The sequence below is a fragment of the Streptomyces sp. WM6378 genome (assembly GCF_001279695.1).
In the GTDB taxonomy this organism is placed as follows: Bacteria; Actinomycetota; Actinomycetes; order Streptomycetales; family Streptomycetaceae; genus Streptomyces.
Genome location: NZ_LGDD01000106.1, coordinates 80,397 through 93,182 on the forward strand (window position 1 = coordinate 80,397; position 12,786 = coordinate 93,182).

Annotated in this window: 8 protein-coding genes; 2 read left to right on the forward strand and 6 right to left on the reverse strand. The window is 69.4% G+C overall.

Translation table 11 applies throughout. From position 1 onward, the window contains the following. From ADK54_RS11705 to ADK54_RS11715, 3 genes are all read right to left on the reverse strand, one after another. Positions 1-1,422 (reverse strand): ABC transporter substrate-binding protein, encoded by a 1,422-nt coding sequence (locus ADK54_RS11705; protein ID WP_053725512.1) that lies wholly within the window; start codon positions 1,420-1,422, stop codon positions 1-3. 211 nt (positions 1,423-1,633) lie between these two features. Then, on the reverse strand, positions 1,634-2,641 hold the full coding sequence (locus ADK54_RS11710) for a LacI family DNA-binding transcriptional regulator (RefSeq protein WP_053725513.1): 1,008 nt from the start codon (positions 2,639-2,641) through the stop codon (positions 1,634-1,636). 121 nt (positions 2,642-2,762) lie between these two features. Beyond that, complete coding sequence (locus ADK54_RS11715; RefSeq protein WP_078966313.1) at positions 2,763-7,070, reverse strand: discoidin domain-containing protein; 4,308 nt, start codon at positions 7,068-7,070, stop codon at positions 2,763-2,765. A 378-nt stretch (positions 7,071-7,448) separates the two neighbouring features. Between ADK54_RS11715 and ADK54_RS11720 the strand changes: the two genes are divergently transcribed. Together ADK54_RS11720 and ADK54_RS11725 are read left to right on the forward strand one after the other, a co-directional pair. Further along, positions 7,449-9,128: a sensor histidine kinase gene (locus tag ADK54_RS11720; protein ID WP_053725514.1), complete on the forward strand. Its 1,680-nt coding sequence runs from the start codon at positions 7,449-7,451 to the stop codon at positions 9,126-9,128. Further along, the gene (locus ADK54_RS11725) at positions 9,125-9,802 is read left to right on the forward strand and encodes a DUF7342 family protein (protein WP_053725515.1); all 678 of its coding nucleotides are present in this window, start codon (positions 9,125-9,127) and stop codon (positions 9,800-9,802) included. The genes ADK54_RS11720 and ADK54_RS11725 overlap by 4 nt, the downstream gene beginning before the upstream one ends. A gap of 47 nt (positions 9,803-9,849) precedes the next feature. Here ADK54_RS11725 and ADK54_RS11730 read toward each other — a convergent pair whose 3' ends face one another. The 3 genes from ADK54_RS11730 to ADK54_RS11740 form a co-directional block, all read right to left on the reverse strand. Beyond that, positions 9,850-10,842, reverse strand: coding sequence for an ABC transporter substrate-binding protein (locus tag ADK54_RS11730; protein WP_053725540.1), 993 nt, complete (start codon positions 10,840-10,842; stop codon positions 9,850-9,852). 207 nt (positions 10,843-11,049) lie between these two features. Further along, a complete protein-coding gene (locus tag ADK54_RS11735; protein WP_053725541.1) occupies positions 11,050-11,910 on the reverse strand; it encodes an ABC transporter permease in 861 nt (286 codons plus the stop codon). Further along, positions 11,900-12,715 carry an ABC transporter ATP-binding protein gene (locus ADK54_RS11740; protein WP_053725516.1) on the reverse strand — a complete coding sequence of 272 codons (816 nt, stop codon included), beginning with the start codon at positions 12,713-12,715 and terminating at the stop codon, positions 11,900-11,902. Before ADK54_RS11740 ends, ADK54_RS11735 begins: the two co-directional genes overlap by 11 nt. Between the last annotated feature and the right edge of the window lie 71 nt (positions 12,716-12,786).

Consider the following 12,786-nt stretch of genomic DNA (forward strand, 5'->3'; position numbering starts at 1 on the left):
CTACTGGTTCGCCAGGACCTGGTCGACCTGCGTCCGGGCGGTCGAGAGCAGCTTCGTGATGTCGGCGTCCTTGTTGGTGAGCACTGCGGACATCGCGTTGTCGAGGACCTTGTAGACCTCTTGGGCCTTCGGCGGCTCGGCCTTGCCGGGGATCGGGTGGGCGAGGTACGGCGCGAAGTTGGCGACCGGCATGGTGGCGTTGTCGGTACGGGACGTGAGGTCGGCGGCCTTCACGTCACCGGTGAAGAAGTTGGGCTGCGGCACGCCGACCGGCAGTTGGTCGGCCTTGGTGCGGGCCCAGTCGAACTGGCCCTTGCCGGGGCTGAGGGTCTTGAAGTTCAGCCAGGCGATCGCGGCCTTGATCTTGTCGGGCGAGCTGCCCTGCTTGATCATGTAGCCGTTGCCGCCGGTGAGCGTGGCCTTGCCGCCGGGGATGGGCCCCATGCCGAAGTTCTCGTACTTGGCGCCGAGTTGCTGGACCATGTAGGCGATGTCGTCGGGTGCGGCGAGGAACATGCCGAGCTTGTCGGCGGTGATCTGCTTCTGCAGGTCGCCCCATTTGAGGAGCTGGGTCTTGCTCATGCTCTGGTCGCTCCAGCGCATGTCGTGCAGCTGTTGGAGGACCTGCTTGCCGGTGTCGTTGTCGAAGGCGGCCTTGCCGTCGGCGCCCACCACGTCGCCGCCGAGGCTGTACATCGCGGCGGTGAAGTGCCAGCCGCCGGTGTTCTCGGCGCTGTACTCGCCGTAGCCGTAGGTGCCGTTGCCGAGTTTCGCTATCGCCCGGGAGTCGGCGCGGACCTCGTCCCAGGTGGCCGGCGGCTTGTTCGGATCGAGCCCGGCCTGCTGGAACAGCTTCCGGTTGATCATGATGCCCATCTGGTAATTGCTGGTGGGCAGGCCGTACATCTTGCCGTCCTTCTTGTACACCCCCATGACGGCCGGGTCGATGCTGTTCAGGGCCGGTACGGACGTGGCGGTGACGTAGGCGGAGATGTCGGCAGCGCCGTTGTTGTCCAGGACCTGCTGGAGATCGGTGAAGTACGTGTAGAAGACGTCGGGTTGGGACTTCGCCTTGAGTGCGGCGGTGAAGCGGGTCGGCTCCTCGCACTGCCCGGGCGTGGACTTACCGATGATCTTGACGTTCGGGTAGGTCTTGTTGAACGTCGCGACGTCCTGGTTCCACTCCTTGAGCTCGGCGGCCTTCGCGGCCGGCGGCATGCAGTCGATCGTGAGGGCCACCTTGGCCTTCGGGTCGAGCGGCGCCGCGGGGTCACTCGATCCGCTGCCCGGCTTGTTGTCGCCGCTGCCCGTGTCGCTGCTGGTTCCACAGGCGGCGAGTGCGGCGAGGGCGACGGCGCTGACGAGCGCGGTGGCGGCGGTGCGGCGTGCTGGTCGTGCGGGACTGAACCAGGTGCGTCTCATCACAGGACCCCTTCGGGAGGAGCGTGGAAGCCCGTCGCTGACGGCAGCGGGGCGCGGCACACTCAACCACCGGCGCCACAGTGGCGCAATATCTCGCGCTGATTTAGTAAAACTTCGACAGAGCGCTGTACGCATGAGGTGCGGCGGACGCACGCAGCAGCGCGCCGGGCCGCATGACCCGACGCGCTGGATGACAGAGGTACGCAAGCGCCTAGCGCGGCACCTGCGCGGTCGAGCCGCGGACGACCAGCTCGGGCTCGAAGAGCAGCTCGCCGGGGGGCACCACGCCGCCCTGGATCTGCGCGGACAGGAGCTCGACGGCGGCCCGGCCCATGGCTTCGATGGGCTGGCGGACGGTGGTCAGCGGGGGCTCGGTGCAGTTCATGAACGCGGAGTCGTCGTAGCCGACGACGGACACGTCGCGGGGCACGTCGAGTCCCCGTCGGCGGGCGGCCCGCACGGCGCCGAGCGCGAGCGGGTCGCTGGCGCAGATGATGCCGGTGACGCCGCGTTCCAGGAGGCGGGAGGCGGCGGCCTGGCCGCCCTCCAGGGAGAACATGGCACGCTCGACGCGGTCCTCGCCTAGCTCCGCGCCGGCCGCCTCGGCAAGGGCCCGGGCCGCCTCCAGCTTGCGCCGCGAGGGGACGTGGTCGGGCGGCCCGAGCACCAGGCCGATGCGCTGGTGGCCCAGGGAGACCAGGTGCCGCCAGGCCTGTTCCATGGCCACCGCGTCGTCGCAGGCGACGACGGGGAAGTCGAGGTGCTCGATGGCGGCGTTGATCAGGACGACCGGGACCTTGCGGTCGGCGAGCTGCTGGTAGTGCCCGTGCGGTGCCTCCATCTGCGCGAAGAGCCCGCCCGCGAAGACGACGCCGGAGACCTGCTGCTGGAGGAGCAGGTCGACGTAGTCGGCCTCGGAGACACCGCCCTTGGTCTGCGTGCACAGGACCGGGGTGAGCCCTTGCTGGGCCAACGAGCCGCCGATGACCTCGGCGAACGCCGGGAAGATGGGGTTCTGCAGCTCGGGCAGGACCAGGCCGACCAGCCGGGCGCGCTCGCCGCGCAGCTGAGTGGGGCGCTCGTAGCCGAGCACGTCGAGCGCCGTGAGCACGGCCTGCCGGGTGGATTCGGAGACTCCCGGTTTGCCGTTGAGCACCCGGCTGACCGTGGCCTCGCTGACTCCAACCTTCTTCGCCACCTGAGCAAGTCGTCGCGTCATGCGCGCAAGACTAGCGCAAGTCATGCAAGCCGCTTGCGTTGATGTCGGGCTCGGTTTCGGGACGTGCGGATGCCGCCCCGGGCAGTCCCGGGGCGGCGCCGCGCGGCCTCCGTTACGGGCGCTACGGGTTGTTGTTGATCTTGAAGGTGGACGTGGTGTTCCGGATGTCCTGCGCGTTGTCGCTCAGCTTCAGGTGGTTGAAGGTCACCTCGCCGACGGCCGGGCCCTGCCCGGGCTCGGGCAGCTCATTGGCCCAGATGCCGATGCCGGACTTGGCGTCGAAGGCGTCGCCGCTCTTCTTCGCCCCGCTGATGCTGACGTCGGTGAGCACGCTGTCCTTGATCGGGTACAGCGGCGTACTGCCGTTGTACTTCGTCTGGAACATGATTCCGGAGTACGTCGGATCGGTGATGTCGAGGTCGCTGATCCGGATCCCCTGGAACTCGTACTCGGCGGAGTACATCCACAGCGCCCCGAATGCCTGCGCGCCCCAGAAGTGCCCGCCGGAACGCACCAGGGAGATGCCCTGGAAGTTCGTCGGATCCGCCCCGAAGCCGAGGGCCGGGATCGAGCCGAACTTCAGGGTGGCGATGGTCAGTCCGGGATAGGTGAGCATGTCGGCCGCGTACAGGTTCCGGAACGTGTTGGCGGTGCCTCCGTAGACGGCGAATCCGGCGGCCCGCCAGGTCAGCAGGGCGCTGAGGTTCTCGAAGACGTTGCCGGTCTCGTCCGCGTTGTTGATGTCGGTCGCCGGGAACAGGGCGAAGCTGTCGTCCCCGGTGGAGCGGGCCTCGACGTTGCTGATGGTGTTGTCGCTGCTGCCGTTGGTGAGGTTGATGCCGTCCGCGTACAGGTCGCGGACCCGGGAGTTCTTGATGGTGATGTGGTCGGTGTTGGTGCCCCAGTACAGGCACATCATGTGCTCGACCCACACGTTGTCGATCGTCATGTTGGCGACGTTCGACCAGTTGAAGACCTTGCCGGGGCCGTCGTTGCGTGAGGTGTAGTTGCCGAAGAAGCCGAATCCGGTGAAGGACGAGCCGTTGGCGGAGGACTGGACGTCGAATCCGGCGTCGGTGTTCTCCTGGTCGGGCGGCGTCGCGAACCGGGTGAACCAGGGGCCCGCTCCGACCACCTTCACGGCCTTGCCGTAAATCTGGAACTTGTTGCTGGTGGCATAGGTGCCGGGCGGCAGGTAGACGCCGACGAGCTTGCCGGTGGTGTCCATCCGCACCTTGTCCAGGGCGTTCTGCACGTCCTGCTGAGCGGTCCCGGCCGGCACGGCATAGGCCGCCGGGTCGGGGTTCGGGGCCTGGCTGACCTGCTCCAGGTTGATGAAGTCGATCGCGTACGTGGAGGAGTTCGCGGCGTCCTTCTGGAGCCGGATCGTGCTGCCCGCCTTCACGGTGTCGCCGAGCAGGATGTTGGCCTCGTCGTAGATGTGGCGCGGGCCGCCGGAGCCCGGCGAGTTGTTGGGGCCGGCCTCGGCGCCGTACTGCCACATGTACTTCGAGGTGAGGTCGATGGCCTTGCGGAAGACGCCGTCGACATAGACGTCCAGGTTGGCGCTGGCGCCGCCACCGCCCGCCGAGTCCGGGATGGAGAAGCGCGTCACCAGGCTGTTGGTGTCGGCCCGGGTGGTGAACTGCACATAGTTTCCGGTGGAGTTGAGGGTGACAGCCTTGCGCCCCGACGCCTCGCCCGCGAGGTCGCCGATGGTCCGGTTCGGCCCGATCACCTGGGCGCCGCCGCCCGTCACACCGTCCTCCGCCTCATAGGTGTCGTACGGCATGTCGGCGCCGCGTCCGACGAAGAACGCCTGCGAGCTGGTGTTGTTGGCGCGCTTCACCGGCAGTTCGTTGGCGTCGTCCGCGATCACCACCTTCGCCGTGTACTTGCCGTTGGCCGCCGTCCAGTTGCCGAGGCTCACCGGGGACGCCGTGGCTCCGGGTGCGAGCGCGCCGTTGTAGGCGCCGGTCAGCGTCTTCAGCGTGGCGCCCGTGTCGTCGATCAGCGTCAGCGTGACGGCGTGGCTACCGCCGGCCGAGGCGCGGGTGCCCTGGTTCTTCAGCGTCACCGAGAAGCCGACCGACTGGCCCGCCGAAGGGGCACTCGGCGTCCAGTTGACCCCGGAGGCGACCAGGTCGCTGGAGTCGACCGGCTTGATGACCAGGGGGCTGCCCGTGAAGCTGTTGTTGGTGTCGTTCTGTTCTATGACGGTGTTGTCCGGATCAACGACCGCGCTGAGCGGATAAGTTCCCGCGTCGTGCGTCCCGATGGAGGCGCTGACGGTCTCCGAGGCACCGGCCGCGAGCGCGCCGACGTTCGCGGTGGCCGCCTTGGAGCCGCCGAGCTGGAAGGCGACGGTGGTCGCGGGCGAGGCACTGGTCCCCTTGTTGTGTACGGTCGCCGACAGCGTCACGGCGTCCGACTCGACCGGCGCGGACGGGCTGGCCGTCAGCGCGGTCACCTCCAGATCCGGGTTGGGCGAAGGCACCCCCACGACCTGGAACTCCGCGATCTGCCCGCCCGTTGCACCGGTGTTGGAGGTGAACTTGAGCTGGACGTCGGCGACGCGCGCCGCGACCGGTACGGCCACCGTGTTCCCGCTCGCCGGGTCGAAGGTGTAGTCCTTGGCCGCCACCAGGCTCGTGTACGAGGACGCGCTCTGCTCGCGTCCGAGGACCTCGATGTTCTGCGTCCGCCTGCCCCAGCTGCTGTCCGGGTTGAGCTTCAGGACCACGGTGTTGGTGTCCGCGTTGGCTCCGAGCTTGACGGTGAGGGTGCTCGGGTAGCCGCCCGCCGCGCTCTCCCAGTAGGTCGCCGTGTTGTTGTCGTCGGCGTTCTCGGCGACGAAGGTGAACGTGGAGGACGAGGCCGTGATCGGCTTGCCCACGGCGAGGTTGGAGCCGTCCCCGCTCGACGTTCCGTTGCGGGTCACGGTGTTGCTGGCGCCGGACTGGTTGCCCGCCGCGTCCTTGGCCCGCACGTAGTAGGAGACGGTCACCGTGACCGGCTGGCTGTCGGTGTACGTGGTGACATCGCCCGCCACGCTCTTGAGCAGCTGGTTGTTGGCGTAGATGTCGTATCCGCTGACCCCCACGTTGTCGCTGGAGGCCGTCCAGGTGAGCTTGATCTGCCCGGCGGCCGACTCGGTGTAGGCGAGATTGCCGGGCGCGGTCGGGGCCTGGGTATCGCCCGAACTGCCGTTCCGGGTCACGGTGTTGCTGTTGGCCGACTGGTTGCCGGCCGCGTCCTTCGCCCGCACGAAGTAGGCGACCGTGGCGCTCGCCGGCTGGCTGTCGGTGTACGTGGTGACATTGCCCGCCACGCTGGTGCGCAGCTCGCCGTTGGCGTAGATGTCGTAACCCGTGACCCCGGTGTTGTCGGTGGCCGCGTCCCAGGCCAGCCGGATCTGACCGGAGGCGGGCTCGGTGTAGGCGAGGTTCTTCGGGGCGCTCGGCGGCTGGGTGTCACCCGTCGCCGGGCCGTAGATCTCCAGCTCGGAAAGCTGACCGCCGGGCTGGGCGGTGTTGCCGGAGATCAGCACCCGGACGTAGCGCGTCGTGGCCGCGTCGAAGGCGGCCGGCACCGTGAGCCCGTTGGCCGCGGTGAAGTCGTAGCCCTGCGAGGCCGTCAGATCGGTGAAGTCGGTGCCGTTGGCGCTGCCCTGGATCTTGAGGGTCTGGGTGCGGGCGCCCCAGCCGTCCGGCAGCTTGAGGACCACCTTGTCGACCGGCACGGTCGCGCCCAGGTCGGCCTGGATCCACTGCGGGAAGGCGTTGTTGGCGCTCTCCCAGTAGCTCGCCTTGTCGCCGTCGTTGGCGTTGGCGGCCGCGTAGGTCTGGGTGGTGCTGCTCGCGGTGAGGGTCTTGCCGAGGGCGAGGTTGGTGCTGCTCGGCCCGTCGGCCGCGTGCACTTCGAGCGCGGAGAGCTGGGCCGCCTGCCAGCCGGTGTTCGCCGTGATCTCGATCCGTACGAACCGGGCCCGCGAGGCGGCGAACGCTATCTTCACCGTGTTGCCGGAGCTCTGCGCGAAGCCGTACGCGGCGGAGCCCACCAGCGTGCTGAATGCCGTGCCGTCCGCGCTGCCCTGCACGGACACCGTCTCCTTGCGGTCGGCCCATGACGCGGGGAGCTTCAGGACGACCTCGGCGATGCTGCTGGTGGCGCCGAGGTCGGCCTGGACCCACTGCGGGAAGGCGCTGCCCGCGCTCTCCCAGTACGTGGCCTGGTCGCCGTCGGTGACGTTCTTGGCGACGTACGGGCCGTTGGCGCCGGATGCCGACGCGGGCTTCTGGGCGGCCAGGTCCGTGGCGCCCGCCGCCGAGGCGGAGAGCGCGGGCCAACCGATCATGAACAGGCTGGTGGCGAGAACCGCGGCGAGCAATCTGATCCGCGTCCGCCATTTCCAACGGTGCGTTCTCATGTGTCCCCGATCTGCGCGACTAGGGGGTGTCCGGTGGGGGTTCGTGCCGCCAGGGCTTCTGGCGACTTGGGTTTCTGCAGCGAAGAACCACGTAATTTGCGCTGAGCGGTGAGAGAGTTGCAGAGATGTGTCCGAGCGTCCATCCCTACGACCAGCCCGAGAACCCGGCGTCCCGGTCCACCCGGCGAACCGGAACGATCGCTTTCCTCCCCGTCACTGGCGCATACTGCGGCTTTCCACGAAGCACGACAGCGGCTCGCAAGATATCCGCAAACAACGCAAGCGACTTTCGTCGAATCCGGGCGGCATTTACGGAGATCGCACTGTGATCCCGGGGGGATTTCGGGATGCGTCCCGGGCCGTCTAACGTGCCTGTCCATGACCGCCCCACCCACCAGGACCACCCCGCGCCGGCGGCGGCTTGGCTGGCCGCGGCGCGTCTTCTCCCAGGTGCTGCTCATGCAGCTGGCCATCGCAGCCGGAGTCGCCGTGCTCGCGACCGGGCTCTTCCTGGCCCCGCTCAGCGCCCAGCTCGACGACCAGGCCATGCGGCGCGCGCTGGCCATCGCCGCGACCACCGCCGCCCAGCCGCAGGTCGCCGACGACCTGCTCGCCTCGCGGCCGTCCGCCCAGGGGCCGGTGCAGGCGGACGCGGAGCGGATCAGGCGGGCGACGGGCGCCGAATACGTGGTGATCATGGACACCCGCGGGGTGCGCTGGTCGCACACCGACCCCGGCGAGATCGGTCGGGTCGTCTCCACCGACCCGACCGACGCACTCACGGGCCGCGACGTCATGGAGATCGACAGCGGCACCCTGGGCCGCTCGGCCCGGGGCAAGGTGCCGCTGCGGGACGCCGGCGGCCGGATCGTCGGCGCCGTCTCGGTGGGCATCGAGTACGACAGCGTCCGGGCCCGGCTCCTGAACGCGATCCCGGGCCTGCTCGCCTACGCGGGCGGGGCGCTCGCGGTGGGCGCGCTCGCCGCGTATCTGATCGCGCGGCGCATCCACAAGCAGACCCGTGACCTGGCCTTCTCCGATATTTCGGGGCTGCTCGCCGAGCGCGAGGCCATGCTGCACTCCATCCGCGAAGGCGTGGTCGCGCTCGACCGCGACGGCCGGATCAGGCTGCTCAACGACGAGGCGCAGCGCCTCCTCGGCGTCGGCCCCGAGGCCGGGGGCCGGGCGCTTGACGAGGTGCTCGGTGCGGGGCGTACGACCGATGTGCTCGCCGGGCGGGTCGAGGGCACCGACCTCTTGACCGTGCGCGGTCACCGCGTCCTCGTGGCCAACCGGGTGCCGACCGACGACGGGGGCGCCGTCGCCACCCTCCGTGACCGCACCGAACTTGAGCGCCTGGGCCGTGAGCTCGACTCGACTCGGGGCCTGATCGACGCCCTGCGCGCCCAGGACCACGAGCACGCCAACCGCCTGCACACCCTGCTCGGCCTGCTCGAACTGGAGCTGTACGAGGAGGCCGTCGAGTTCATCACCGAGGTCGTCGGGGTGCACCGGGCCACCGCCGAGCAGGTCACCGAGAAGGTCAGGGACCCGCTGCTCGCCGCGGTCCTGGTCGGCAAGGCGACGGTCGCCGCCGAGCGCGCGGTCGCCCTCAGCCTGTCCCCCGCCACCTCGCTGCCGGACCGGCTCGTCGATCCGCGCGGCCTGGTCACGGTCACCGGCAACCTGCTCGACAACGCGCTGGACGCGGCGGCCGGGTCGCCCGGCGCCGCGGTCGAGGTGGAGCTGCGCGCCGAGGGACGTACCGTCGTCCTGCGGGTCCGCGACAACGGGCCCGGTATCCCCGCCGAGCAACGTGAGCTCGTCTTCACCGAGGGCTGGACGACCAAGGAGCCGCCCGCCCACGGCAAGCGGGGGCTCGGTCTCGCGCTCGTCGGCCGGTTCGCAGAGCGGATGGGCGGCAGCGCCCGGGTCGGTACCGGCCCGGACGGCGGGGCGGAGTTCACCGTCGTCCTGCCGGATGCGCTGAGCGAGGCGCTGGAGCAGGAGCTCACTGACGACGGACACCGGAGCAAGGCCGTGGAGGAGGCGCGATGATCGACGTGCTGGTCGTGGACGACGATCCCCGGGTCGCCGACATCAATGCCGCGTACACCGCGAAAGTTCCCGGATTCCGAGTGGTCGCCCAGGCGCATTCGGCCACCGAGGCGCTCGCCCGGATCGTCGAGCACCCGGTGGACCTGGTGCTGCTCGACCACCATCTGCCGGACGAGAACGGCCTCGCGTTCGTACGGGAGCTGCGCCGGCTCGGCCACCACACCGACGTGATCATGGTGACCGCGGCCCGCGACGTCGCCACCGTGCAGGCGGCGATGCGCCAGGGCGCCCTTCAGTACCTGGTCAAGCCGTTCAACTTCGCGGGGCTCCGCACCAAGCTGGAGGCGTACGCCGTACTGCGCCGCACCCTGGACGGCGGCGGCGAGGCCGAACAGGCGGAGGTGGACCGGATCTTCGGCGCACTGTCCGTCCCCGCCGAGCCCGACCTCCCCAAGGGCCACTCCCCCACCACCGCCGACCTGCTGCGCAGGGTCCTGAAGGAGGCCGAAAACCCGCTCTCGGCGCAGGAGATCGCGGAGCGGGCCGGGGTGAGCCGCCAGACGGCCCAGCGCTATCTCAAACTCCTGGAGCGGGCGGGCCGGGTGCGGCTCGGCCTGCGCTACGGCGAGACCGGCCGCCCCGAGCACCGCTACGCGTGGGCGGCCTCGCTGTAGGCACCCCGCACAGGGGTTTCAGCTCTGCGGCGTTGGCTCTTACGGGGTCAGCTCCGCGGGGCCTTCTTCACGAACTCCGTCGTGAAGGTCCCGGACAGATCGACCTTGGCGGACTTGAGGTTGGGATTGAACGCCTTGAGCACCCTCTCGACCGTTTCCGGGCCGTTCTCGGGCATGACGCCGTCCTTGGTGAACATCGGCAGCGTGCTCTTGATCGACTGCGCGTACAGGGCCTTGCCGCCCTGCGCGTAGTCCGCGGGCATCTTCGCCGCGATCTCATCGGCGCTGTGCGCGGACATCCAACGCAACGTCTTCACCAGGGCGTTGACCAGCTTCTGCACCGTCTGCTTGTGGCCGTTCACCCACTCCGTGTTCATGTACAGACTGGACGAGGGGTAGGGACCGCCGAGCGCCTGCTGCGAGCCTTCGGGCGTGCGCATGTCGATCAGGACCTTGCCCAGCTTCTGGTCGACGAGGGTCGCCACCGTCGGGTCGGTGGTCATGCCGCCCTGGATGGAGCCCTGCTTCAGCGCGGCGATGAACGTCTGCCCCGCGCCCACCGCGACAGGCGTGAACTCGCTCGTCTTCACCCCGTCCCGCACGGCGAGGTACTTGGTGAGGAAGTCCGTCGAGGAGCCGAGCCCGGTGACCCCCAGCTTCTTCCCCTTGAAGTCCTTGGGCGAACCGATAGTGCCGACGGCCTGGTTGGCGACCACCTCCACCTCGCCGGGCGCGTGCGAGAACTGCACCACGGACTCCACCTTCTTGCCCTTGGCCTGGAGGTCGAGCGTGTGGTCGTAGAAGCCGACGGCGCCCTGGACGTCGCCGGAGATCAGCGCGGTCTCGGCCTGCACCCCGGCGGGCTCGGTCAGCAGCTCCACGTCCAGACCCTCGGCCTTGAAGTAGCCGAGCCGCTGGGTCAGCATCGCGGGCAGATAGATGACCTTGTCCAGACCGCCGACCATCACCTTGACCTTGGCCTGTCCGGACGCGCTCTTGGCATCCGAGGCGGAGTCGCCGCCGCATCCGGAGAGCGTCATCAGCAGCGCGACACACAGCCCTCCGGCCAGAACGGCCGAGGGCGCGTTGCGCGGGTCGCGGATGACGGATCGTCGACAACTGGCGGCAGCTGTACGGAAGTTGGGGTTGCTCGGCATGATCATCACGTCCCTGTGATCATTGTTCGGTACGGATATGGGGCGCGCGGGAGCCCGTCGGCGCTCGGCGTCGGTCGCCCCTCGGGCCGGTCAGCGTTCGGTGCCGGCCTCGGCCGGGCGCCAGCGGAACAGCCGCCGCTCGGCGAAGGTGAGCAGCCCCTCGGTGAGCAGCGCGACGACCGCGAGGATGGCCATCGCCGCGTACACCCCGGCGGCGTTGAAGGTCCCCTGCGAGGCGGCCACCAGGAGGCCGAGCCCCTTGGTGGCGCCGATGTACTCGCCGACGATCGCGCCGATCAGCGCGAAGCCGAAGCTGACATGGAGGCTGGTGAAGATCCAGGAGGTGGCGGAGGGGATGACCACCTGAAGGGTGACCCGGCGGTTGCTCGCGCCCAGGATGCGGGCGTTGTTCACCAGGTTGCGGTCGACCTCGCGCGCCCCCTGGAAGGCGTTGAAGAAGACCGGGAAGAACACGAGCACGACGGCGGATGCGACCTTCGAGGCCGGTCCGAGGCCGAACCAGATCAGGAAGACCGGCGCGAGCACGATGCGCGGAATGGCGTTGAGCACCTTGATGTACGGGCCGAGGACATCGGCGAGGAACCGGATCCGGCCCAGCGTGATGCCGAGCACGACACCCGCCGTGACCCCCAGGACCCAGCCGAGCAGCGCCTCGTAGAGGGTGTACCAGATCTGTTCCCAGAGCGATCCCTGCGCGGTGCCGTGCACGGCCCACTCGCGGATCTGGTCCCCGATGGCGGACGGCATCGAGAAGTTGAACGGGTCGATGATCTCGGCACGGGCCAGGATCTCCCAGAGCGCCACGACCAGCGCCAGGAGCAGGACCCGGCTGCCGTGCACCAGGAGCCGACGGTTGCGGGCGGCCCGGGCGCGAGCCTGGGTACGGGTCCCGGGCTTGACCCCGAGGGCGGCGACGGTGTCAGGCGACATCGGCGGCACCCCGCTCCCTGGTGATGCGGACCTCTTCGCCGAGCGATTCCCAGATCTCCCGGTAGATCTCGATGAACCGGGGTTCCAGGCGCACCGATTCGACCCTGCGGGGGCGCGGCAGGTCGATGTCGAAGATCCGCTTCACGGTGGCGGGTCCCGCCGTCATCACGACGACCCGGTCGGCAAGCGCGATGGACTCCTCCAGGTCGTGCGTGACGAACACGACGGAGGCTCCGGTGCCGGACCACAGGTCGAGGAGCTCGTCCGACATCAGGGCCCTGGTCTGCACGTCGAGGGCCGAGAACGGCTCGTCCATCAGCAGGATCCGGGGGTCGTTGACGAAGGTCGCGGCCAGCGCGACGCGCTTGCGCTGGCCGCCCGAGAGCTGGTGCGGATAGCGGTCCTCGAACGCCGACAGGCCGACCCTGGCCAGCCAGGCACGGGCCGCCTCCCTCGCCTCGGCCTTGGGTACGCCGCGGAAGCGCGGGCCCGCCATGACGTTGGAGAGCACGGTGCGCCAGGGGAAGACGGCGTCCTGCTGGAAGACGAAACCGACCTTGTCGCCGATGCCCTCGACAGGCTCCCCGGCCACCAGGACCTCGCCCTCGGTGGGCTCCTCCAGGCCGCTGACCAGGGTCAGCGTGGTCGATTTCCCGCAGCCGGTGGGGCCGACGACGGCCACGAACTCGCCCTGCCGCACGGTCAGATCGAGCTCCCGCACGGCGGTGTGCAGCGTCCCCGACGGCGTGCGGAACGCCTTGCCGGCGCCCCTCAGCTCGATGGCGGGGCTGGTGTCTGTGTTCATGGAGCGGGACCGTAGATGCGGCCCGCGCCATGGCGTCAGCCTTGTGGTCTCAAGACACACTTCTGCTCGCA